Origin of the sequence: Streptomyces beihaiensis, from assembly GCF_026274175.1 — a bacterium.
Classification (GTDB): domain Bacteria; phylum Actinomycetota; class Actinomycetes; order Streptomycetales; family Streptomycetaceae; genus Streptomyces; species Streptomyces beihaiensis.
In genome coordinates this window covers 75,022-97,617 of sequence record NZ_JAPHNL010000263.1, presented here as the reverse complement: position 1 = coordinate 97,617, position 22,596 = coordinate 75,022, and the positions used below count along the sequence as shown (strand labels likewise).

The following is a 22,596-nucleotide window of genomic DNA, read 5'->3' as shown; positions in this document are numbered from 1 at the left end:
CACAGTGGGCAATGAGGAGCCGGTAAGGGTCGCGCAAGACCAGGCGGCGGACCGCGCCGGACCAGGCAGGACCGCGCCGGGCCCGGCGCGGCTCCCGTACCGCCCGCCTGCCGCCACGCGGGGCTCGCTCACCCGCCCTACGGAAGCCGCAGCGCGCCGGCCTCCGACGGGGTCCCGTTGCCGTCCACGACGACGAGCATGTAGTCGCCGGGCGGCGCGGCGGCCGGGTTGGCGGGAGGGGTGACCTCCAGCGTCCAGGCCGCGTTCGCGCCGTCGCCGCCCGCGTGTTCCTGGCAACCCGTCTCCAGCCACACGTAACGCTGGTCCGTGTTGTTGCCGTGCGTGGTGGCGCCCATGCGGATGACCGCGACCCGCGGCCTTGCGCGGCCGGTGCCGAGCGTCCCGCCCGCGACGGTGATCCGGAACGTGCCGTTGCGCGAGGTGAGCGTGCGCGGTGCCTTGTCGATCCTCGGGCGGGCGGCCCACATGTACGCCGGCTTGTACACCTCGGCGTCGGTGTGGGTGACCATCCGGAGGTTGTCCGGGGTCTTCTTGTCGTCGCTCCAGTAGTCGTTGTCGTAGCGCGCTGCGTACGCCGGGTCGCCGACGTCCTTCGGCGGCTTCGCGCCCACGTTGCCGAATCCGCCGGTGCTGCCCGCCTTCAGGACGGAGCCGTCCATCTGGAGCAGGGCCACCGAGTGGTACTTGCGGTCCGTGGCGGCCGACGCCACCGGTGTGAAGACCTCCCTGGCCGGGTCGTAGATCTCCGACTCCCGTACGTCACCGCGGTTGTTGTCGCCCCAGCCCTTCTCGGCGCCGCCGCTGACCAGCACGGTGCCGTCGGCGAGGAGGGTGGCGTCGCACAGGACCCGGCGGTGTTTCATCGGGTTGCGGGTGCGGCGCCAGCCGGGCTGCTCGTCGAGATCCCTCGAGGTGTCGACGGTCAGGATCTCCGCGGTGTTCGTCGCGGGCGGAACGCCGGTACCGGTACACCGGCGCGCCGGTGCCCTGCTGCGTGACGTCGGGGCGCCGCGGCGCGTCAGTAGGGCACCGTGTCGCACCAGGTCTGCGCCCAGGCCGAGGCGCCGTACTTGTTGGCCGCGCGGACGGAGACACAGATCTTGTCGCCCGAGTACGGGCCGTTGATCGTGTAGCTGGTGCTGCCGGTCGAAAGGATCTCGTCGACGTTCTTCGCCGTGTACTGGCTGCCTTTGTTGGTGTAGTGGATGTCGTAACGGGTGGCGCGGGAGACGGGCGACCAACTCACGATGACCGGCATGTCGCACGCGCCGACACAGGAGTTCTTCCACTGGACCTTGTAGCCGGTCAGGTTGGCGGGCTTGGAGCCGGACGACGTACCGCCGGGGCCGGAGGAACCTCCGGAGCTCGACGAACCCCCGGAGCCAGTGCCAGTGCCAGTGCCGGTGCCAGTGCCGGATCCGGCGCTGTCGCCGGAGCCCCCCGAGCTGCCGGGGGCCCCGGACGAGCTTGTGGGGCCGGATCCGGCGCCTGTCGTGCTGCCGCCGCTGCCGTCGGGCTTCCCGCTTTCCTTCTTCTTGGCGCGCTTGGAGGGCGAGCTGGTGGGGGAACCGCTGGAGGAACCACTGGGCGCGCCCGGCGAGACGCTGCCGAGGGGCGTGATGCCGGAGGCGCTGGGCGGGCTGGTCCGGGAGGCGTGGGAGCCGTGGTGGCCGTTGTTCATCACGTAGGGGAGGAGGGCCGCGGTGCCGCCGCCGACGCCGAGCACGAGGACGACGGGCAGGGCGATGACGGTACGGCGCCGTCGCCTGGGCTCCTTGGGCTGTCGCGGAGCCTTGGCCTGGGGGAGTTCGGGCTGCGTCTCACGGCCGTCGTCCTCGGCGGGTTCCGACGCGTCGGACGTCGTCCCGAGCCTGACGGTCGACAGGTCTTCGGGAGCGTCGGGGCCACCGGTGTTCACGGGGGCCTCGCGCGTCAGCCGACGGGTCTCGCCGCGCGGCTCCTCGCGCAGCGGGATGGCCTCGGCGTCGAGGAGCCGGGCGGAGCGCTGGGCGATGTGGGCGACGACCTCGGCGGGCAGCCAGGCGCCGCCGGTCGCCGCCCCGCCGGTCCTCGCGGCAGCGGTCCTCGCGGCGGCGGTCCTCGCGGCGGCGGCCGCGCCGGGCCGGGCGCGGGGCGGATCGCGAGGGTCGCTGGGGTCGCTGGGGTCGCTGGGGTCGCGGGGCGCGCTGGGGCCGCTGGAGTCACGGGGATCGGGGAAGCCACCGGTGTCGCTGGGACCACTACGCGAGTCGGGCCCTCCATCGCCCAGTAGGTCGGTGACGGTGGGCCGTTGCTCCGGCTCTTTGGCGAGGCAGCGCGCCACGAGCGCCCGCAGCCCCGCGTCCTCCAGGCTCTCCAGGTTCGGTTCCCCCTGCGTGACCTGGTACATGACGGCGTGTGGATTACTGGCCCCGTGCCCGAACGGCAGCCTCCCCGTGGCCGCGTACATCAGTACGCACCCGACGGTGAACACATCGCTCGACGCCTCGGCCCGCTCCCCGCGGATCTGCTCGGGCGACATGAACCCGGGTGACCCGATGACCATGCCCGTACTGGTCAGAAGGGACTCGACGGACGTCTCGAGCGCGCGGGCGATGCCGAAGTCGATGATGCGGGTGCCGTCGACGGTCAGCATGACGTTCGACGGCTTCAGGTCGCGGTGCACGATCCCGGCGTCGTGGATGTCCTTGAGCGCGCGCAGCAGACCGTCCGCGAGGCCGTACACGGCGTCGTTCGGCAGTGGCCCGTGCTGCCGTACCACCTGTTCGAGCGAGAGCCCGGGAACGTACCCGGTGGCGATCCACGGCGGTTCGGCGTCGGGGTCGGCGTCGAGCACGGGCGCGGTGTAGCGCTCGCCCACGCGCCGCGCGGCGGTGATCTCGCGCCGGAACCGGGCCCGGAACTGCGCGTCGGAGACGTGCTCCTCGTGCACGACCTTCACGGCGACGGTGCGCCCGCTCTCGGACCGGGCGAGATACACCCGCCCCATGCCACCGGCGCCGAGCCGCCCGAGCAGCTGGTAGGGGCCGATGTGGGTCGGATCGAAGGAGGCGAGGGGCTTCATGCCGTCATCACCGTCGGGCCCGCCCAGCCGCTCCGACTCGTCTTCGCCGGTCCCGCTCATGGTGCTGCGCTCCCCCTGGTCGAATACGCACACGTGTATGTACACGTGCGTACAACACGGACGGGTACCGCTACCGCCCGCCCGGTCATCGACGGGAGTCGGAGTCGGTACGCCTCGATAACTCGATGGAGAATAGGTGCCCTTGAAGCGCCTGGTGAAGGTGGGTACGCGTGGCGAGGGTCGCGCGGTTCCGCGGCGCGGGGCCGATGGTGGGACTGGTTGCGGGGCTGTGACGTCGGAGGCCGACGATAGGTCCAGCAGGACGGACGAGGAGTCGTCGTTCACGGCGAAGAGCGGTTCGCAACGGCCGGCTTCGCTGACGTCGCGTCCCGCCAGACACGACGGTCGTTGACCGCCGGGGCCTCTGGGGTTGCCGGGCCTGCTGGGGTTGCCGGGCCTGCTGGGGTTGCCGGGGTTGCCGGGGTCGTCAGGGCTGCCGGGGCCGCTGGGGTCGCCGGGGCCGCTGGGGCTGCCAGGGTCGCCGGGGCCGCCGAGGGTTCTCCTCCTCGGAGAACGCGCGAAGGCGCTTGGCGTGCGTACTCCTCGTCGGATCCGCCCGGCATCGTCAACTTGAGGGCCTGCGCGCGTCCTCGGAGAGACCGGTGCCCTGTCGCAGGCATCCGTGGTCGGACAAGGGCCGGCACCGTTCACGCGAGCGACTCGGGCGGGGTGTAGGAGAACCCGTACGGGCGGGAGGCCGAGGGGTACGGCTGCGCGACGTCACCCGCCCGATGTCGGGTCAGTAGCCGTTCGCGCAGTACGTGTTCGCGCCGGGCCTGATCAGGTTCGTCGTGTCGAGCTGCGCCGTCGGACTCGGGTATTTCGGCTTGCTGAGCGGCGAAGACACGTTCCCTGGCGCCGCGAACGTGTAGTCCGAGACATCCCCGATCAGCTGCTCGATCTTGGGAGGTCTGCCGTGCTCGCCCTTCTTCACCTTCAGCACCATGAGGTCGGTCGACCAGACGATGTCCTTGCCGAACTTCGGGCCACGGCCCTCGGGGAAGTGGTTACGCACGCTGTTCATGGCGCACCTGACGGTGTCGTCGGCCACCGGGAAGTGCGCGATGACCGAGAGGTCGGGGTGCGGGTCGATCTGGCTCAGCAGGTATCCGAAAGCTCCCTGCGGGGTGTGCGAGCTCGCCTCGACCGCCGCCGCTCCCTCGACGAGCGTCTTGAAACCGGGAACCGAGTAGTCGGGGAACGTGAGACCCATGTTCTTCATCGCGAGGAGTTCCGGCGGAAGGATCATCTCGTGGATGAACACGTTCACGCCCTTACCGCCGTTGTGGGCGTGCTTGACGCTGATGGTCTCGGGCCTGGTGTCGCCGGTGTAGATCATGGACAGGCCGTTCCACTCGAGCTTGTAGCCCATCGACCCCTTCCGGTCATGGATCACCGGGAAGTGCGTGACCGTGACGCCGTTGTTGCGGTAGGCGATGTTCTCGTAGTTGGGGTTCCCGTCCGCGTCGAGCCCGGTGATCCTCCAGTCCAGCTCGACGGGGACGAGCCCGTACCCGTCCTTGGCGGCGTCGTCCCCGACCGGCCGGAGGGGAACCGGCGTCTGCCAGTCCTGCTGGGTGGGGATGTCGTACCCCGGATAGCCCGTCGGCAGGAAGCTGAACGACTCGGTGTGCCACCGCATGGCCTCGCGAAAGTGCCCGCAGAAGTCGTTGAGGCCGTCCTTGTAGTACTTCGGGCTCCCCTTCGGGTTCACCACGCCCGAACGGCCCTGTCCCCATACGTACAGAGGCGTGTGGCGGTCGTACGCGGGGCCGAAGCAGTAGATGGGCGTGAGGTCACTGATGTGATCGCCGTGCAGGTGGGTGAGGAAGATCTTGTCCATCCTGCCGAGTGAGATGCCCATCGCGCCGTAATTCGCGATCACCCCGGCTCCGCAGTCGAAGACGAACGAGTCCGTCGCCTTCCCGAATCCTCCGTCGGGGTCCGGAAGCCATGGGCCGACCTCCACGAAGATGCTCATCAACTGCTGGGCGCGGCGCCCTGGCGATGTCGGGAACGCGGTCCCGAGGAAGGTGATTCTCATCTCGTCGTCATGAAGATCCGCCCGCATGTCCGGAGTGAACTTCTTCAGTCTGTCCGGATAGCTGTACCGCTGCGTGGACCGCGGGTCCACGGGGTAGTGGCAGCCGTTCTCGTCGCAGTGCTGAGCTTCGGGGGGCGCGGGCGTCCCCGCCGAGCCGGCGCCTGTCGTGGTGCCCGTGGTGGTGCCCGTCGCGGCGCCCGTGGTGGTGCCTGGCGTGGTCCTCGCCGTGGCGGCCGTCGCGGTGCCGGCCGTGGCGCCTCCGACGGCCATGCCACCCAGAGTCGCTCCGGAGACCTTCAGGACGTCGCGGCGGGACACCCCGCCGGACTCTGCGCGCGCGGTGTTCTTCATGGTCACCCTCATTCGATTCGTGTCGTGCTTCTCGCGGCGGACCCGGCCCTGCCCCTGCCCCCTCGGATCGCACTCCACTGAACGCCTCGTCAGGCAGGCGCACACCGCGCCACACCGGCCGTGGAGCGGGAGCTTCCGCCATCCAGCCGACCTCGTCGGCGCGGTTGCGTGAACCGTCGCCCGGTGCACGGCGACATGCCTCGTGGGCGGCTTGCGGCATCGAAGCGAATCAGCCAATCGGCAGCGCGAGGCATGGCGTACGCGGGTGCTGAGTACGCAGGAAACAGCTGCATCCGCGCCTCCCCGACCAGTGTTTTCGAGCCAACGAGCCCGGTCGGTTCGCGGCTGCCGAGGGCGCGGGTGGAACCGGCGGCTACCGTGGATGGGTTGTATGTGTTACGCATGAGGCAGTCGGAGTCACCTTCGGTAGTCAGTCGCTGACCTTGAGGTTCATGGAGGTTCATGGTGACGCGCTGACTGCACGGGGGACCACGGGAGGGATGACACGGTGTCGGGCGACGGGGGCGGTGCGTTCGCCGCTGCTGGTGCGGCCGCCGCGGCGGCGGCCGCCGGTGCGGTCGGGGCCTCGGCGATTCAGGCTATGAAGGTCGAGGGGGAGACCCTGACGACCTTCAAGCGGAGGGTCGACGGGCTGCTGAAGGAGTTGGAGGGCTCGAAGGCGGCGCCGAAGCACATCGCGAACGGCCGGATGCCGAACGGCCGGTTGGGCGCCTTCCAGGAGGCGGACGACCTCCACGCGGCGTACACGCACGTACACACGCAACTCGAGAACCTCTCCAAGATGCTGGCGCTCCAGATCGAGGCGCTGGTGACGACGGTGGACGCGTCGAAGACGGGTTACGACAACCTGGACGACGAGGTACGCGCTCGCCTGCGCCGCATCCGTTCGGAGTCGGACGAACTGCTGGGAGCGAATGCCCGCAACCACGGCCAGCAGGGGTCGGACCCGAACCCGAAGCCGAAGCCGAAGGCGACGGACGGCGAAGCGGGCGGCCTGTGATGGGCGCGACCACGCGTAACGGCCGCAGGGCCGGGCACGACGGACAAGACCGAGGGCGGGTACGGGCATGAGCGACGGCTTCATTGCGGGCATGTGGGACTCGGTGAACTCGTACCGGTTCGCCGTCCACGACCCGGAGGAACTGTGGAAGATGGTCGAGCCGGCGGACGGCGCACACGTCTCCGACCTGGGCTCGCTGCTGAAACACGCCTCGACCACGATCAAGAACATCGGCGACGACCTGCAGAAGCACAGCAAGGCCGTCGAGTGGGAGGGCGAGGGCGGCGACGCCTTCCGCAAGTGGGTCCACAGCACGGCCTCGGCGACGCTGAGCCTGGGCGACTACAGCGAGGGCGCGGGCAAATGGCTCGGCCACGCGGCGGACACGCTCCACGAGGTCAAGCCGCAACTGGAGATCCTCAAGAACTCCAGCGCCTCGGCCCGCAAAATCCTCGACGCCCACTCCGCGGCGGCAACGGACGTCGGCAACCACTCCGACGGCCCGACGGACTCCCAGGTCACGTCGGCCCAGAAGCAGTACGACGGCGACCGCGCGGACGCGGCCCTGCTGATGTCGAAGCTGGCACAGTCGTACACGGCTTCGCGGGAGCAGATTCAGGGGCTTGAGGCGCCTGTGTTTCCGGAGATGCCGAAGCAGTTTGTGCCGCAGGCACACGGAGGTTCGGAGGACATCAAGTCGCACGACACGGGGGAAGCGGCTGCAGCGGGGGGAGTGGGTGTAGCCGCGGCAGGTGCCGTCGCTCTCCGTGAAGCTGCCCGTGGCGCCGCGCTGGCGGGCGACGGACACACCTCACATGCGACGGCGACACCTTCGAGAGTCTTCCCAGGGTCCCCCGGAGGGACGGGCACGACCCTGGACAGGGCAAGTACATTCCCGTCTCCTATGCCGCCAAGCCCGGCAGCACCCGCGTCGCCCGCGCTTGCTCCGATGACCGGCGGTACGCCGGGGCTTCCGGCAGCTGGGCCCGGTCCGACGCCACCTGTGTTCGGCGGCAGAGGCAAACTCACCGGGCCGCTGTCAGAACCAGAAGTCGGCCGAGCCTCCTCCGCCTCCAGCTCCCGGGGTCCGCTGGGCAAAGCTCTTGGGAAGGTCAAGCCAGGGCTGCCCGCAGAGTCTCGCGAGGTGACCTCGGGGCGCGGAGTTCCTGGAGTGACGGGGAAGCCGACCGGCTCCACGTCACCGGTACGCGGGCCAGGCGGCGCGAGTCCGGCGCGCCCGCCCAACGGAATCGCCGGCGGCCGACCGATCTCGCGGCAGACGGGCCGTCCGGCTACTGGTCTGCCTCGGGGCACAGTGGTGGGAGGCTCCCAGGAAGAAGAGCAGGCTGCCACAGCGCGAGGTGGCTCCCCGAGCGGGCAGCGGCCGGGCAATGGACCTGTTCGCGCCGCCGCTCCCGCCACGGGACGTGGAAGTGGCGCGGCGGGGGAACGTATGCCTGCGCGTTCCGACGGAGTGGCCGGTGGACGGCCTCAGTCGTCGAAGCCCGGGCGCCCGGTGTCGTCTGCCACAAGCGGGCAGGCCCTCGTGCGTGGGTCGGAGGTAGACGCGGGTGGGGCTCGGGGGCAGCGTGGTGGGTCCGCTCGGGGCTCCGAGGCGGCAGCACGCAAAAATGGGTTCGGGCCCGCCTCTGCAGAACAGCCACGCAGGAAGCGCCAGGCGCAGAAGAACAAGGAGAACGACGACACCAAGTAACGGGTTCGTCGGCCGCTGATGCCGCCTTTGCCCGACGCGCAAGACGACACACGAGGATGACCATGGGTAGCCCTACCAAGCGGGTCCGGAGGCTGAGGCTGGCATCGACCCTGTGCGGCGCTGTGCTGGCATGCGTCACTGTGACACCTGCACAGGCGGAAACCGTCCGCGACCAGCAGTGGTACCTCGCCGCTATGCGGGCCGAGCAGATGTGGAAGACCAGCACCGGCAAGGGCGTCACGGTTGCTGTCATCGATTCCGGCGTCGAGGAAGACCTTCCTGACCTGCGTGGGCAAGTGCTGGCCGGTAAGAACTACTCCTACCACCCTGGGGACGAGCACGACGATTACAGCGGTCACGGCACCGGCATGGCTGTACTCATCGCCGGGACCGGACAGAAGAACAGTGCCACGGCATCGTACGGTCTGGCTCCTGGGGCGAAAATCCTGCCGATTCGAGTGCCGGATTTCATCGAGAACTCGCGCAAGGACGGCAACCCGGACAGTTATCCGACCTATGTATCGAAGGCCATTCGATATGCGGCCGATTCGGAAGCCCAGGTCATCAATATTTCGTTGGGCAGTACTTGGAATTCTCCGGAACTGAGCAAGGCCGTCGCCTATGCGCTGTCCAAGAACAAGTTGATCTTTGCCGCCGTGGGTAACACAGGCTCGGGGACGAACCAGCGCGAATATCCTGCGGCTACGCCGGGGGTAGTCGGTGTCGGTGCGATCGATGAGAACCTCAAGGTCACAAAAGAGTCCCAGCGAGGATCTCAAGTCGACCTGGTCGCTCCCGGATACGACATGATCGCCGCGTGCACCGGCAAGACCGGTCTCTGCAAATCCCACGGCACCAGCGACGCCACAGCCCTGGCCTCCGCCTCCGCCGCCCTGATCTGGTCCAAGCACCCGAACTGGACGAACAACCAGGTCCTCCGGGTCATGCTGAACACGGCGAGCGGCCCCAAGAGCGGCAAGAAGCGCACCGACGAGATCGGCTACGGCGCCGTACGCCCGCGCATCGCCCTCACGAACCCCGGCGACCCGGGCCCGGCCCACGTATACCCCTTGCCCGACTTCAAGTACGGCTCCACGCCCGAGTCGAACGCCGCGACGGCGAAGCCGTCGAAGAGCGCGAGTGAGCCGACGGTCGCAGCAGGAAACAGCTCCGGCGATGACTCCTCCGGCACGTTGCCGTGGATCCTCGGCGGAGCCGGCGTCCTCGTCATGGCTGGAGCCGGCGGCGCCACACTCGCCCTACGCAACCGGAAGCGTCGCCGCGAGGCGATGCCCGCCCAACCGCCAATGGCGCCGCCACCGATACAGCACCAGCCCAACCCATACGCAACGAACTGGAACCAGCCGGGACAACCAGGTCACCAGGGGCGCATGCCCTCGCCGGACCAGCCTTGGCCGCCGCAGAACACCAACGATCACGGGGGAAGAGCCTGATATGGCATGGGACGAGTGGGAAGAGCTCAAGGCCAAGCACCAGTCGACGAACATGCAGTTGAACAGTGCGCCTGTCGGAGGCGGCACCTACGGGCCCTACGTCACACCGAGCAAAACGGGGGACCTCAAGGTCTCGAACGGTGATCTCATCAAGATTGGCAGCCACGCGCACACCCTGTACAACCAGCTCTGGGACAAGGCTCGCGTTGCTCTGCCCAGCAGTGACACAGCTGCCAGCGACCTGTCAGGACAAGGGTTCGCGCTCGGCAGTGGGTTGCAGCACGTGTCCAACCGGTGGGACCAGCAGCTCAAGTCGTTGATGGACGCATGCGCGCAGATCTCGAATCACCTTCAGGTCACCAAGAAGATCCATGCGGGTGACGAGCACTACATCCAGAGGCAAATGAGCAGCATCGCTGCGCTCGACGAGGGATTCGACGAACGCGTCGGGCCCCCTGGCGACAAGAACAAGATCTACGGACCCAAGAAGAAGTGACGAAGTAGCGAGAGGGAGAGACAAGAGCCATGGACCTCGACGCACTGCGCTTCGCCAACTTCAAGACGCTCGACGATGCCGTTTCCGACTGGCACCTCCTTGTGCGCCACCTCGCGGACTTGAAGAAGGATGCCGAGGACGGATTGCATCAGGCTGCCAACAAGGCGGATTGGGCCGGCCTTAACGCCCAAGTGACCAAAGAGTTCGTCGGTAAGACCGCCGGTGAGTTCGATGACGCACACACTGAGGCCAGGACGGTATATAACATCCTGAGCGACACTCGCGATGAGCTAAAACAGGACAAGAAGGACCTTGAGGCAGCCATCGACCGCGGCCTTAAGAAGAACCTGACAGTGATGGACACCGGCAACGGAACATTCACCGTCACCATGAACATCCACCCTGATCGTGCTGCACATGGCACCACTGTCCCTGAGCACGACGAGAGTGATGTAACTGCGCTCCGTGACGAAGTGCAGGGAATTCTGAAGAAGGCGACGGAGAGCGATAACTCAGCAAAGAAGGTGCTGATGGCTATCTCTGACGAGGCTCGGATGGGCTTCGCCGACGCCAACTACAAGGATCGCGACAGCGCCGCCAAGGCTATCGAGACCGCTGACAACCTCGCCAAGATCGCGGCGAAGAACCCCGCGAGCCTTACTCCTGCCGACTTCGACAAGATTGAGGCCGGTCTGGCGAAATACAAGCATGACCCGTTGTTCTCAGAAGAGTTCGCGACACGGCTCGGCCCGAAGAGAACACTTGAGTTCTGGGAAGGCATCAACGACCCAGCCGTCAACATGCATCTGGGGCACGACCGAGTTGACCAGTTCGAAGACCTCCAGCGCAATCTCGGCATGACGCTTGCTACCGCCACACAGAGCGATTCTGCCAGCATGGCCAGCTGGAAGGGGAATATGATCAGGTTGGGTGACCAGCCTGTCGGCCATGGAGCCGGCCCAATGGGCTTCCAGGTTATGAGCAACCTAATGCGCACTGGCGACTACGACGACCAGTTCCTCAAGAGCTACGGAACCGCGCTCATGGCTACGGAGCGCAACATGACGGACAACGGTAAGCACGCCAATGTCACTTGGGGTCACATGGGTACGGACCCGTGGCTCAACCGCATCGGCGACGACTCGGGTGACGACCCGCTCACCGGCTACCTGAAGGGCCTGTCCAACAGTCCTGCCGCAGCTACCGACTTCTTCAACGAAGACTTTCTGCCGAAGGACGACGACCACAAGCACGCGATCAGTAACTTCAAGTATCTCTTCGAGGACCGGCACTGGCCGCTGGAACCGACTTCCGGCAGCGAGGCTGGCCACAACAACCTCGCGCTCGCTCTGGAGGCGGCCACGACCGGGCACCCTGCTGGAGAAATCCCTACGCTGGACACCCCCGCACATACCAAGGACCAGGCTCACCTGTTCAACCAGATCGTCACGTCAGTAGGTGACGATACGGGGCGTCTAACCAATCACAGCTATATGTCAGACAGCATGGGGCAGATGGCGTCGGAATACCTCCCTGACATCAACCGGGCCACAACTGATGTGAGCAGGAGTTCCAGCGACTGGGACCAGATCAAAAAACTTTACCCCATTGATGGTGCCGACGCTGTTCTGGATCACCGAGACGTGAGTAAGTTTCTCTTCGCGGTTGGGCAGAACCCAAAGGGCTATTCGGCCGTCGAAGTGGGTCAAGAAACGTACATGTCTAAGCTCATGGCCTATCACCTGGATCCGAACCTGCCTGCGAATGACCATTTCTCCCATGACCCGCAAACTACGGTCTCGTACATCGCTCAGCATTCTGGTGAGGTGTCGGGAACTCTCGGTCTTGGTCGCCAGGAAGAGGTTGCTCAGAAAGCAGGCGCCGACGATAGCGCATATAACAACAGTGTCGCCCAACGAACGAACTTGATTTCTGGAACTGTCGGAACGGTGGTTGGTGTCGGAACATCCTTCATCGGATCCCCAGCTGTGGGAGCAGCCGTTGGAGGGGCGGCAGGAACCGTCACGGGTGCGGTGTTGCAGGACGTCTTTAAGGACTCCCAAGGGCACGCGCTCGCCGATGCCTCCGATGACATGGGGCGCCGCTGGCAGATTGGCCTGAAGCAGAACAACGAGTACGTTTCGGCAGGAGCGGAGGCTGCCGCGAATAAGTACCACCTGGCGAACGAGAGTGATGTGGGGGTGTGGGCCCGGACCGGAGCTCGTCAGGGGTATCTCAACGCCGAGAATATATTGGACGGGCAGGCCCCTGGAAGCAGGACTACTCCCTGAAGTCCGAAGAGTGAAATTGAGAGAATAACGTGAATGCAGCATTCGCTGTCCGTAGCAGACTCTGCAGCCCCCATCTCCTTGTTGTGTCCGTCTCTCTTATTGCTCTCGCGGGCTGCTCAGGTTCCACTGAACACAAGCGGGAGTACGAAACGCCTAGGTCTCTATGTGGAACTGCCGTCATGTCCCACGAGCTTTCCGCGTTCCTTCCGGCTGGGAAGGAAATATCGGTCAAGCGTGATCCGGATTCTCCATCTTGGGGGTCTGGATGCATTGTCTCCGTGGATGGAAAGAATGTCGTGTACGCGACTCAGGAGTGGTGGGGGGATATGACTGTCCTTGAATTCTCCCGAGGTATGACGCAAGAACATCTAGATCATAGAACCGGTGATGGTCGCTTCATCTACTCAGGAAACCAGGCGTTCGGGAAGGCCCAGAATTGCAGAAACTCTAAGCGTCGCGGGCAAGTTCTCTATACTGCTATTCAAGCCACCGGGTCAAAGCACAAGGATGCGGCTGCAATGAAGAGGCTCATCACCTCCTATACTGCGGAGGTTCAGCGGTCGAAGGCGTGCGGTTGAACCCACCACTCTGACGAAAACGCCCCGGAGTCGCCTTAAATTTCCGAGCACTCGGAGCGCGACTCATGTCCTCCTGCTAAGGCCATCGCTCGCAGGTCCCCGAGTACGCACCAGCTGAAGAAGATCGGACGGCGTCGGCCGACCGGTTCGGGGCGAACTGGTCCACTGCTCACCGGACCAACTGGCCCGCCGCGAGTTGGCCCGTGGTGATCGTCCGCTGGGGCTCGCGGCGTACCAGTATGGCCTGGTTCACGGCCATGATGACTACGACCTGGAGTGCGACACGAGCGCTGCAAGTCCTCGCGAATGCGCCGAGTGGATCCGGGAGTTCCTCCCGAGCCTCACCGCTTTCACGCGACTCCGCCGATGTCTCCTGGCGGACAGCGAGGAACCCCTGACGGCGTGAGGCCCGCTTACTCGTCGGCCAGGGTATTAGTCACGCGGATCCTGCTGTTGCTTCAGGGCGTTGAGGAGCCCCGTGAGTGCGTCTCGGGAGGCCGTGACTATGGATCTGTTCAGGTCGGAGCTTTCTGTCACATGGAAGGTGTTGCTGTCTGTGGCGGCGATGTGGACGCACGATTCGCCCTCGCCGCAGAACGACGACTTTTGCCAGGTCAATGCGGTCATGGTGGGCCTCTCAGGTGGTCTGGAGGATGTGGTGGATCAGGGCACGTGACTCGAGCTCTATGAGGCTCAACGCCATCAGGCGGTCAAGTACCGTGCGGTACTTGGCCAGTTGCGCCTCTGCGTCGAGAAGCACGAGTCCGTGCGACTGGTCCAGCTGCACGGTGTCGAGCTGTGGCACCGCGCCGTGGACGTAGTAGATGGGCTGCCCGGAGCCTGGGTAACCGCCTGCGTCGAACGGGATGACGTGGATAGAAATGTTGGGGTGTTCGCCGAGTTTCAGCAGGTGCTTGAGCTGCTGCCGGGTGACGTCCCTGCTCCCGAAGCGCATGTGGAGCGCGGCCTCGTGGATGACCGCGCGGTAGGGAACTGGGGGCTTCGAGTGGAAGAGGATCCCTTGCCTCTTGAGGCGGAACGAGGCTCGGTGTTCGATCTCTGCCGGTGACAGCTCCGGTACCACCTGACGGAACACCTCGCGGGCGTGGTCCATGGTCTGGAGCAGCCCTGGAATGCCCGACGTGTGCGAGGTGCGCAACGCCGTTCCATGACACTCAAGTTCGGCGAGGTCCAGAAGTGCTGGTGGGAGAAGGTCACGGTACTCCTCCCACCAACCACGCTTGCGATCACCCGTCATGCCTGCGATGGCTTCGACCAGGTCCTTGTCCGGACACTCGTACTGGCATGCCATGGTCCGCACACGCTCGGCACTGACCCCCAGGCGACCCGTCTCCATGTTGCTGACCTGGGCCTGCTTCATGCCCAGGAGGCGGGCGGCTTCCGTCGATGACAGACCTGCCCGTTCGCGCAACCTCCGCAGTTCGACGCCGAAGCGAAGTTGACGAGCCGTCGGGCTGGGCCTCACGGGCATCTGGTCGTACCTCCGTGCTGTTGAGTCACCCACACAGGCGAAAGAAGCAAGTATTGAGCGGATTCGGGTGAATAATATATCCGCATCCACTACCTTCACTTCCGGCGCCATCACCCAGAAGCACCCCGCTCGACGGAGCGGCCTGGTCACTGGGTACCGGCCGGGGGTCGTACGCCCCGGCAGTCCAGCTCACCTCAATCTCGCTCGGCGATGCCAACTCGCCCAGTCAAACGGAGACTTCGGTGACCACCGTATCCCTGCTCCCCTCCATCCCCGTCCCGGTTCCGGGCACGTACACCCTTCAGTTGCCTCATGACCCCCGTGCCCCCGGTATCGCCCGTGCCACGCTCCGCCTCATCCTTGAGGCGCACGGGCGGGCGGAACTGGCCGATGACGCCGAGCTGTTGGCGTCGGAGTTGCTGACCAACGCCCATCTCCACACCGCCGGTCCGTACGCCCTGCGGCTCGGGCCCGCGCCTGTCGATCCGCGGCGCGTACGTGTGGCTGTGTGGGACGGGGAGCCGGAGGTTCCGCCTGGGTTCCGGCGGGGTGGGCCCGCTGCCGATGCTTGTGCTGAGGGTGGGCGGGGGCTGTTTCTCGTACGGGCTTATGCCGAGGACTGGGGGGCGTACGCGTTCCCGGATCGGCGGGGCGGGAAGTTGCTGTGGGCCGAGTGTGGTGGTCGCGGGTGGCGGGGGAGGGGCTGAGGGTGAGGATGCGGAACGCGTAACGTGTTGCTGATATGGGTACGAACTGCGAGATTCCGGTGTGGGAGCTCAGTCAGCAGACTCGCGGATCATGGCCCGGGTTGCCGCCGGGGAGACGGTGACCATCACCAAGGACGGTGTGCCCATCGGGGACATCGTTCCGCGTGGCACCCAGGTGGGCGGGCCCGCCTTTCCGTTCAGGACCGATTCGATGGGGGACCTGGATCTTCCGGATCTCGGAGGACCGGCACTGAGTGATGAGGAGATCGACGAGACGTTGAGGGGGATGGGTCTCGGGTCTCCCCTCGATGGCTGAGATCCCGGTCGGGGTTTTCCGCATGACGGTGTCATGGGTGCAGTGGGTGGCGGCGTACCGCCCGGCGATGCGGAGCGTGGGCAGGTCCTGCCCCGACCGACCGGTCGGGGCAGGACCTGAACTCGATGAGCGGCATCCGGACCGACACCGCCCACCGTCTACCGCCTACCAACAACTGGTGGCCCGACTGTCCGGTCTCACCTCAGGTGGCGGGTGAAGAAGCGGGCCGCGTCCTCTCCCGCGGACTGCGGGACGCCGGTGTGCCCGCCCATGTTGGCGTGCAGTGTCTTCTCCTTGGAGCCGAAGGCGTCGAAGAGGTCCAGGGCCGCCTGCCGGTCGTTCCCTTCGTCGTCCCACTGCAGCAGGACGTGCAGCGGAATGGTGACCCGGCGGGCCTCCTCGAACATGGCGCGAGGTACGAGGCTGCCGGCGAAGAGCCCGGCGGCCGCGATGCGTGGGTCGGCCACCGCCAGCCGGATGCCGATGGAGATCACTCCGCCCGAGTAGCCGACCGGGCCACCGATCTCGGGTAGCGAGAGCAGGGCGTCCAGGGTGGCTTGCCATTCCGGGACCGCCTTGTCGACGAGCGGGAGGACGACGGCCTCGGTGATCTCGTCGCTGACCGGTTCGCCGGACTGCATGGCGTGGCGCAGGTCGGCGCGGGCCTGCTCGAGGGCGGCCAGGCGGGGCCGGTCGCCGCTGCCGGGGAGCTCGATGGTGGCTGTGGCGAAGCCGTCCGCCGCGGCGCGCTTGGCCCGGGCCACCAGTCGGGGGTGCATCCCGCGCAGCCCGAGGGGCGGGTGGCCGAGCAGGATCAGCGGCGCCGGGCTGGGTGTGGATGAGGATGCGGATTCAGGCGTCCACAGGATGCCAGGGATCTCGCCGAGGGTGAATTCGCGTTCGAGGACGTTGTCGTCTAGGCGCTGTTCGGAAGTGAAGTGAAGGGGCATCGTCGTGCCTTTCGGGAGTGCTGTTGACGGCGCTCCCGGACGACGACCTATCGCCCGACCGTGATCCCGGAGGAGAGCACCCATGTCGATACTGCGTTCACGGGTACCACCTCCTCGTTCTCTCGCACGGCCTCCCTGAAAGTAGCAGGGGTGCCGTGGTCCGCCCAACGGATTTTGTGGAGGTCGGCTCGTAGTCGTGACTACGCTCCTGCGCCGGAGGGGGACACGGGGGGCACGGGGAACACGGGGTAAGTGAGATAGGCGAGAAGCCTGAGAAGCCAGCGGCGCCCGAGGTGACCGAGAAGCCCGATGCGCGCGGGCGGCTGGGTCGGGCGCTGCCGCGCAGCAGGCGCGGCCGGTTGCTGCTGATATCCGCGCTGGTGCTCGCGCTCGCGGGCACCGGGCTCGGCACGTGGGAGGCGGGCACGTGGCCGTGGCCCAAGGACCGCTACTGCTGGGGCGCGTGGGAAGAGAGCAGCGGGCCGGGGTTCCTCGGTGACGAGGCCCTCGGTGGCGGTGGCCACGGTTCGCGTAGTGGTTCGGAGACGGCACCGGCACCCGAGCGGCCGACCGGACGCTGAGAGGTCTCCGTCGCCAGTGACTACACGAGCCATGACGACAGCGACGGCGGCGAGGACGGCGACGGCGGAGACAACAAGGTGTCCACGGGCCAGCGCGTGACCGTCGAGTACGGCCCCCTCCCCAAGGCCGCGGAGGCCCGGCTCACCGAGCTCCAGGACGATTTCCTGGGCGGCGACATGATCCCGCTCCCGGACGGCTTGCCCGGCACCGTGAACGGGCGCCGTGGGCCCGTTCACGGCGAGAGCGAGGAACATCAGTCTGCGGGGGTTACCACCCGGGTGAGCCTATCCGGCGGCTCCACTGGGGTGGCGGGGCAGGAGTAGGGCCGGGAGGAACACCAGTGCCGTCAGGGCGAAGGCCACCCAGAAGGTCTGGGCGAAGGCCGTGGCGAGGAGAGGGGCCGCGCGTTCACGCAGTGCCGGGGGGATCGAGCCGACGCGGGTCGTTCCGCCGGGGGTGTGCAACTCGGCCTGGATGCGCTGGGACAGGATCACCGCAAGCAGCGCGCTGCCGAAGGAGCCGCCGATCTGGCGCACGATGGTCAGGGCGCTCGTCGCGCGCGGGACGACGGCCCGGCTCAGTGTCGCGTACGCCGCCGCCGTGGTCGGCATCATCGTCGCGCCCAGACCCATGCCCCGTACGAACAGGGCGCCGCCCAACAGCGCGTACGGGGTGTCCGCCGTGACCTGGGTGTACGCGAACGTGCCCAGCAATGCCAGTGTCAGGCCCACCGGTACGACCCGGCCCGCGCCGAGCCGGTCCGTCAGGCGGCCGGCCACCGGCATGGCCATGGCCGCGCCGAGCCCCTGCGGGGCGAGCAGGAGTCCGGCGGTCAGCGCGCCCTCGCCGCGTACGACCTGGTAGTAGAGGGGGAGGAGCAGCATTCCGCCGAACAGGGCCATGCCGATCACGAAGCCCGTGATCGAGGCGGCCGTGAACGTACGGTCCCCGTACAGCCCTACGTCGATGACCGCGTCCGGGCCCTTGCGGACGCTGTGCAGACAGAACGCGGTGATGAGGACGAGCCCGGCCGCGATCCAGCTGTCCGTGTCCCAGCCGATGAAGCCGCCGCTCCGGCCCGCCGTGGACAGGCCGTAGACCAGGAGCGCAAGGCCCACCGAGAGAAGTACCGCCCCGCGTACGTCCAGGCGGCCCGCCGGGGCCGCGCCTCCCGGGCCCGCCGCGTCTCCCGCGCGGCGGGCCGCCGCGGCGCGTGGCAGCAGGCGCCAGGCGAGCAGGAGTGCCGCGGCGCCGATGGGCACGTTCACGTAGAAGATCCAGCGCCAGCCGACGTCCTGGACCAGCCACCCGCCGAGCACCGGGCCGAGGACCGGGCCGAGCAGCATGGGTACGCCGATCACGGACATCACCCGTCCTATGCGGTGAGGACCCGCCGCGCGGACCAGGATGGCCTGGCCGACCGGTTGCAGCATGCCGCCGCCCATGCCTTGCAGGATGCGGAAGACGATCAGGGCGGTGATGTTCCAGGCGAGTCCGGCCAGAGCCGATCCGCAGACGAAGAGGGCGATGGAGGCCATCCAGACCCGCCGCGCGCCGAAACGGTCCATCGACCATCCGCTGACGGGGATCACGACGGCCAGGGCGAGCAGGTAGCCGGTGGTCACCCACTGGACCGTGGCGAGCGGGGTGTCGAGGTCGCGGCCGAGGGTGTCGAGCGCGACGTTGACGATGGTCGTGTCCAGGATCGCCATGATGAGTCCCGCCACGACCACCATGGCCGGAATCCATACGTCGCGGCCGAGGCGGTCGTCGCCCGGAGGGTGCGCCCCATGGGAGTTCTCGGTGGCCACGGACACTCCTCGTCAGAGTCAGAGTCAGAGTCAGAGTCGGAGTCAGAGTCGGTGTATGAGGACGGGGCGGGACGGGACGGTGCGGGCTTGGTGGGCCAGTTCGAAGCCCCCGCGCTGAAGCTCGGCAGCGGCGGCTGTGACGGCTTCCGGGCCCGCCACCTCGAACTCGATCGATGCCTGTGGAACCACCCGGTCGGCGGGCCACTGGGGCGCGCCGAAGCATGCCTCGGCCGCCTGCGAGAGCGGCCACAGACCGAAGTGCTCGCTGCCGGGGATGTTGCCGCTGGAGTAGTAGCCGTCGTCGCCTTCCCCCTCCAAGGGGAGGCCGAGCGCCTCGATGAACAGCTTGCGGCTCTGCGGCGGGTCGGCGACGACCGCCGCCACGCTCGTGATGAAGAGGACGTCCATGCCCGGTCAACCTATCCACCCGCTCTCCGAGGGCCGGGGCAACCGCGCCGTGGGAATACCCATGTGTCCCCGGGGATTGGCATGGTCAGTGATGATGTCCGGTGCCGGCAAAGGGGGTTGACGACGTGTCGAAGGATCGTGCGCTTGTCGTAGGGGGTGGCGGCGTCGCCGGTATCGCGTGGGCGACCGGGGTCGTGGCCGGGCTTGCCGAGGGTGGGGTCGATGTCAGGCGGGCCGACTCTCTGCTCGGGACCTCCGCCGGGTCCGTGGTGGCCGCGCAGATCGCGAGTGGCGTGGAGTTGCCGGAGCTGCTCCGCGCCCAGGTCGATCCCGCGCTGCAGCGGGCGGAGCTCGAACCGCGGGAGGGGGCCCTCGCCGAGGTGTTCGCGTTCGGGGAGAAGGTCGACGCGGAGGTGAGCGATCCCGTGGAGCGGTTGCGGCGGATGGGGGAGATGGGGCTGGCCGCCAAGACCGTGAGCGAGGGCGAGCGACGGGCTGTCGTCGAGGGGCGGTTGCCGTCTCACCGTTGGCCCGAAGGGGATCTGTCGTTGTCCGTCGTGGCCGTCAACGCCGTTACCGGTGAGACCCGCGTCTTCGATCGTGAGGCCGGGGTGGCGCTCGTCGACGCGGTCGGCGCCAGTTGTGCCATTCCCGGTGTCTGGCCTTCCGTGACCATCGACGGCGAGCGGTATCTCGACGGCGGTGTGCGGTCCTTCACCAATCTTGATCTCCTTCCGCACCACGCCCGCACCCTCGTCGTCGCTCCCATGCCCGACCCCGTGCTCGACGCCGATGTCGCGTCGATCGTCGCGAGCGGCGGCCGCGTCGAGGTCATCACGCCGGACGCCGCCTCCCTCGCCGCCTTCGGTGACGATCCCCTGTCGCCCGCCAGCCGGACACCCGCGGGGCATGCCGGTTTCGCCCAGGGGCGGGGCGCGGCCGAGGCCGTTGCCGCGCTGTGGAAGGCGTGAGCGGACGCTCCTGAGGAGCGCGCCGTGGTTGGCGGCGACCTTCGCGAGCGTCACCCGCGTCCCTCGCCGCGGGGCAGGCCCGGGAGAGGCGGCACGCGTCGACGCCGCCCTCGGACGGCGCGCCGTAGGGCCGCACGACCCGGGTGACCTGACCTCTTCGGCCCATGACGTCCGGCCGCGTCGGCGACATCGTGGAGGCAAGGGAACGGGGGAGCCTGTGAGCCCGTGAGGGAGTGAGGGCCGTGATGTTCTGGTACGACCACGGACACGATGTCAGCGGCTGGGGCTGGTTCGCGATGTCGTTCGGCATGGTGCTGTTCTGGGCCGTGATCATCGCGGTCGGCGTCCTCCTCTTCCGCGCCCTCGCCCGGACCGGCGGAGGGGCTGCTGCCGGCCCTCCGCCGCCCTCCGTGCCGCCGCCCTCCACACCGCCGTCGGCGTCGATGTCCCGGCCCGAGCAACTGCTCGCCGAGCGCTTCGCCCGCGGGGAGATCGACGAGGACGAGTACAAGCGACGGCTCGCCGTACTGCGCGCCGCCCACGGCCCCGCTTCCGGCGCCGGCGGCCAGGGGTCTGAGGGGTCCCATGGGTCATAGGGGCCCCGTGGATCACAGGAACCCCGTGGATCACAGGGGCCCCGTGGATCACAGAGGCCCCGTGGATCACAGGGGGCCCTTGGATCTCAGGGGCGTGAGGAGTCGTGACGACATGACGACACTCCCGCCGGCCTTGTCCCGATCGGCAGCTCGCTGCTCACCATCGGGACCGAGACCGGCACGCTCGCCGTCGCCTTCCTCGTCGTCCTGACCGTGCTGGAAGCCGTCACCACGCCCGCCCGCCCAGCCTCTGAGGGGGAGGGCTGAGCCACGCGGCCCCCCAGCCTCAGCCCTCGCCCTCGCCTCGCCCTCGCCCCGACCCCCGCCCCGGCCTCGACCACGACCCCAGCCCCCGCACAGGACCAGTACGTCCTGACCGTGGTCGCCGTCCCGGCCGTCGGTGCCCCCTCCCGCGCCCCTGACGCGCCACCTGCCACGCACGGGAGTCGTCCACTTACACTGTGGCTCGGTGTCGGTGGACTCCTGGGCGGCGGAGGTCGGTTGACGGTGCGTAAGGCGTGGGTCGTCGCGGGGTCGGCCGTGGCCGGGGGAACCGGGTTCGTGACGCTGCTCGTCGTCGGCACGTACATGGCCGCCGGAAGCCTCGCGGGTGGCGTCGGCGGGACCGTCGGGCTCGCCGAGGGGACGGTGCCCGCCGCGTACCAGTCGATCGTGCGGAAGTGGGGCAACCTGTGCCCCGCCCTCAACCCGGCGCTGCTCGCCGCGCAGTTGTACCAGGAGAGCGGGTTCAACCCGAAGGCCAGGAGCCCGGCCCACGCGTACGGCATCGCCCAGTTCATCCCCGGCACCTGGGCCACCCACGGCGTCGACGGCGACGGGGACGGGGTCGCCGACATCTGGGACCCGGCCGACGCCATCCCGTCCGCCGCCTCGTACGACTGCAAGCTCGCCTCGTACGTGAAGGACGTGCCGGGCGACGCGACGAAGAACATGCTCGCCTCGTACAACGCGGGGGCCTACGCCGTCATCAAGTACAACGGCGTGCCGCCGTACCGCGAGACGCAGAACTACGTGAAGACCATCACGAGCCTGGAGAAGAGCTTCGCGCGGCCCGTCGGGCGCGTGCGTCCCTCGCAACAGGCGGCCGGTGCCATCTACTTCGCGCAGAAGAAGCTCGGCACGCCGTATCTGTGGGGCGGGAACGGGACGGCCGACCAGGGAGGGCGGTTCGACTGCTCGGGGCTCTCCAAGGCCGCGTACGCGAGCGTCGGGATCACGCTGCCGCGCGTCGCCAACGACCAGTACAACGCCGGTCCGCACCCACGGCGGGACGAGCTGCTGCCGGGTGACCTGGTGTTCTTCTCCTCCGACCCCCACAACAGCCGGGCCATCCACCACGTGGGGATCTACGTCGGCGGCGGATACATGATCGACGCGCCGCACACCGGCGCGGTGATCCGGTTCGACCCCATCGACACCGCCGAGTACTTCGGGGCCACGCGGGTGACCAAGGACGGCGCCGCGGCGCTCCCCGGGGCGTGACCTCATGGCGACCGCACGGGTGACCTGGCCTGAACTCTCCGTAAATCCCTGGCCCTGAGCTGCGGGTTTGCGTCTCTCTTCGGTAACGTCTGCGTGATCATTCGGTCGAGTGCGGAACGTACGTGGTGGGGTCGTGCGTTCCTTGTCCTGAACACCGTCACACACC

Annotated in this window: 18 protein-coding genes and 1 pseudogene; 11 read left to right on the top strand and 8 right to left on the bottom strand. The window is 67.7% G+C overall.

The window, feature by feature from the left end; genetic code table 11:
• Nucleotides 1-137: 137 nt before the first annotated feature.
• From OFY01_RS21040 to OFY01_RS21030, 3 genes are all read right to left on the bottom strand, one after another.
• Nucleotides 138-884: a galactose oxidase early set domain-containing protein gene (locus OFY01_RS21040; RefSeq protein ID WP_266602236.1), complete on the bottom strand. Its 747-nt coding sequence runs from the start codon at nucleotides 882-884 to the stop codon at nucleotides 138-140.
• Between the two features lie 155 nt (nucleotides 885-1,039).
• On the bottom strand, nucleotides 1,040-3,145 hold the full coding sequence (locus OFY01_RS21035) for a protein kinase domain-containing protein (RefSeq protein WP_266602234.1): 2,106 nt from the start codon (nucleotides 3,143-3,145) through the stop codon (nucleotides 1,040-1,042).
• Nucleotides 3,146-3,884: 739 nt separating this feature from the next.
• The gene (locus OFY01_RS21030; protein ID WP_266602232.1) at nucleotides 3,885-5,540 is read right to left on the bottom strand and encodes an MBL fold metallo-hydrolase; all 1,656 of its coding nucleotides are present in this window, start codon (nucleotides 5,538-5,540) and stop codon (nucleotides 3,885-3,887) included.
• Nucleotides 5,541-6,048: 508 nt separating this feature from the next.
• Between OFY01_RS21030 and OFY01_RS21025 the strand changes: the two genes are divergently transcribed.
• From OFY01_RS21025 to OFY01_RS21005, 5 genes and pseudogenes are all read left to right on the top strand, one after another.
• The gene (locus OFY01_RS21025; protein WP_266602230.1) at nucleotides 6,049-6,561 is read left to right on the top strand and encodes a hypothetical protein; all 513 of its coding nucleotides are present in this window, start codon (nucleotides 6,049-6,051) and stop codon (nucleotides 6,559-6,561) included.
• A 1,854-nt stretch (nucleotides 6,562-8,415) separates the two neighbouring features.
• The gene (gene mycP / locus OFY01_RS21020) at nucleotides 8,416-9,729 is read left to right on the top strand and encodes a type VII secretion-associated serine protease mycosin (RefSeq protein WP_266602228.1); all 1,314 of its coding nucleotides are present in this window, start codon (nucleotides 8,416-8,418) and stop codon (nucleotides 9,727-9,729) included.
• A 1-nt stretch (nucleotide 9,730) separates the two neighbouring features.
• Nucleotides 9,731-10,225, top strand: a complete 495-nt coding sequence (locus tag OFY01_RS21015; RefSeq protein WP_266602226.1) for a hypothetical protein — start codon at nucleotides 9,731-9,733, stop codon at nucleotides 10,223-10,225.
• Between the two features lie 29 nt (nucleotides 10,226-10,254).
• The gene (locus tag OFY01_RS21010; protein ID WP_266602224.1) at nucleotides 10,255-12,516 is read left to right on the top strand and encodes a hypothetical protein; all 2,262 of its coding nucleotides are present in this window, start codon (nucleotides 10,255-10,257) and stop codon (nucleotides 12,514-12,516) included.
• Nucleotides 12,517-13,254: 738 nt separating this feature from the next.
• Nucleotides 13,255-13,500 (top strand): annotated as a pseudogene (locus OFY01_RS21005) (phosphotransferase-like protein); the annotation flags it as partial.
• Between the two features lie 26 nt (nucleotides 13,501-13,526).
• On the opposite strand, the gene OFY01_RS21000 reads toward OFY01_RS21005, so the two are convergent.
• Both OFY01_RS21000 and OFY01_RS20995 read right to left on the bottom strand, forming a co-directional pair.
• Nucleotides 13,527-13,721, bottom strand: a complete 195-nt coding sequence (locus OFY01_RS21000) for a DUF397 domain-containing protein (protein ID WP_266602222.1) — start codon at nucleotides 13,719-13,721, stop codon at nucleotides 13,527-13,529.
• Between the two features lie 10 nt (nucleotides 13,722-13,731).
• Nucleotides 13,732-14,586, bottom strand: a complete 855-nt coding sequence (locus OFY01_RS20995) for a helix-turn-helix domain-containing protein (RefSeq protein WP_266602220.1) — start codon at nucleotides 14,584-14,586, stop codon at nucleotides 13,732-13,734.
• Between the two features lie 242 nt (nucleotides 14,587-14,828).
• Between OFY01_RS20995 and OFY01_RS20990 the strand changes: the two genes are divergently transcribed.
• Together OFY01_RS20990 and OFY01_RS20985 are read left to right on the top strand one after the other, a co-directional pair.
• Nucleotides 14,829-15,293 carry an ATP-binding protein gene (locus OFY01_RS20990; RefSeq protein WP_323135537.1) on the top strand — a complete coding sequence of 155 codons (465 nt, stop codon included), beginning with the start codon at nucleotides 14,829-14,831 and terminating at the stop codon, nucleotides 15,291-15,293.
• A gap of 118 nt (nucleotides 15,294-15,411) precedes the next feature.
• Nucleotides 15,412-15,609 (top strand): hypothetical protein, encoded by a 198-nt coding sequence (locus tag OFY01_RS20985; RefSeq protein ID WP_266602218.1) that lies wholly within the window; start codon nucleotides 15,412-15,414, stop codon nucleotides 15,607-15,609.
• Between the two features lie 197 nt (nucleotides 15,610-15,806).
• On the opposite strand, the gene OFY01_RS20980 is transcribed toward OFY01_RS20985, so the two are convergent.
• Complete coding sequence (locus OFY01_RS20980) at nucleotides 15,807-16,559, bottom strand: dienelactone hydrolase family protein (RefSeq protein WP_266602216.1); 753 nt, start codon at nucleotides 16,557-16,559, stop codon at nucleotides 15,807-15,809.
• Between the two features lie 293 nt (nucleotides 16,560-16,852).
• Between OFY01_RS20980 and OFY01_RS20975 the strand changes: the two genes are divergently transcribed.
• A complete protein-coding gene (locus tag OFY01_RS20975; RefSeq protein WP_266602214.1) occupies nucleotides 16,853-17,140 on the top strand; it encodes a hypothetical protein in 288 nt (95 codons plus the stop codon).
• A gap of 285 nt (nucleotides 17,141-17,425) precedes the next feature.
• Here OFY01_RS20975 and OFY01_RS20970 read toward each other — a convergent pair whose 3' ends face one another.
• Nucleotides 17,426-18,952, bottom strand: coding sequence for an MDR family MFS transporter (locus OFY01_RS20970; RefSeq protein WP_266602212.1), 1,527 nt, complete (start codon nucleotides 18,950-18,952; stop codon nucleotides 17,426-17,428).
• A gap of 42 nt (nucleotides 18,953-18,994) precedes the next feature.
• Complete coding sequence (locus OFY01_RS20965; RefSeq protein ID WP_266602210.1) at nucleotides 18,995-19,360, bottom strand: glyoxalase; 366 nt, start codon at nucleotides 19,358-19,360, stop codon at nucleotides 18,995-18,997.
• A 125-nt stretch (nucleotides 19,361-19,485) separates the two neighbouring features.
• On the opposite strand from OFY01_RS20965, the gene OFY01_RS20960 reads away from it, so the two are divergent.
• The 3 genes from OFY01_RS20960 (at nucleotide 19,486) to OFY01_RS20950 (ending at nucleotide 22,430) form a co-directional block, all read left to right on the top strand.
• Nucleotides 19,486-20,331, top strand: a complete 846-nt coding sequence (locus tag OFY01_RS20960; RefSeq protein ID WP_266602209.1) for a patatin-like phospholipase family protein — start codon at nucleotides 19,486-19,488, stop codon at nucleotides 20,329-20,331.
• 245 nt (nucleotides 20,332-20,576) lie between these two features.
• On the top strand, nucleotides 20,577-20,927 hold the full coding sequence (locus OFY01_RS20955; protein ID WP_266602207.1) for an SHOCT domain-containing protein: 351 nt from the start codon (nucleotides 20,577-20,579) through the stop codon (nucleotides 20,925-20,927).
• A 501-nt stretch (nucleotides 20,928-21,428) separates the two neighbouring features.
• A complete protein-coding gene (locus OFY01_RS20950; protein ID WP_266602205.1) occupies nucleotides 21,429-22,430 on the top strand; it encodes a C40 family peptidase in 1,002 nt (333 codons plus the stop codon).
• Nucleotides 22,431-22,596: the final 166 nt, after the last annotated feature.

Excerpts from the sequence above, each read along its gene's own strand:
- OFY01_RS20980 (WP_266602216.1), bottom strand. The coding sequence starts at position 16,559 with ATGCCCCTTCACTTCACTTCCGAACAGCGCCTAGACGACAACGTCCTC.
- OFY01_RS21030 (WP_266602232.1), bottom strand. The coding sequence starts at position 5,540 with ATGAAGAACACCGCGCGCGCAGAGTCCGGCGGGGTGTCCCGCCGCGAC.
- OFY01_RS21015 (WP_266602226.1), top strand. The coding sequence starts at position 9,731 with ATGGCATGGGACGAGTGGGAAGAGCTCAAGGCCAAGCACCAGTCGACG.
- OFY01_RS21040 (WP_266602236.1), bottom strand. The coding sequence starts at position 884 with ATGAAACACCGCCGGGTCCTGTGCGACGCCACCCTCCTCGCCGACGGC.
- OFY01_RS21000 (WP_266602222.1), bottom strand. The coding sequence starts at position 13,721 with ATGACCGCATTGACCTGGCAAAAGTCGTCGTTCTGCGGCGAGGGCGAA.
- OFY01_RS20995 (WP_266602220.1), bottom strand. The coding sequence starts at position 14,586 with ATGCCCGTGAGGCCCAGCCCGACGGCTCGTCAACTTCGCTTCGGCGTC.
- OFY01_RS20965 (WP_266602210.1), bottom strand. The coding sequence starts at position 19,360 with ATGGACGTCCTCTTCATCACGAGCGTGGCGGCGGTCGTCGCCGACCCG.
- OFY01_RS21035 (WP_266602234.1), bottom strand. The coding sequence starts at position 3,145 with ATGAGCGGGACCGGCGAAGACGAGTCGGAGCGGCTGGGCGGGCCCGAC.
- OFY01_RS21010 (WP_266602224.1), top strand. The coding sequence starts at position 10,255 with ATGGACCTCGACGCACTGCGCTTCGCCAACTTCAAGACGCTCGACGAT.
- OFY01_RS20955 (WP_266602207.1), top strand. The coding sequence starts at position 20,577 with ATGTTCTGGTACGACCACGGACACGATGTCAGCGGCTGGGGCTGGTTC.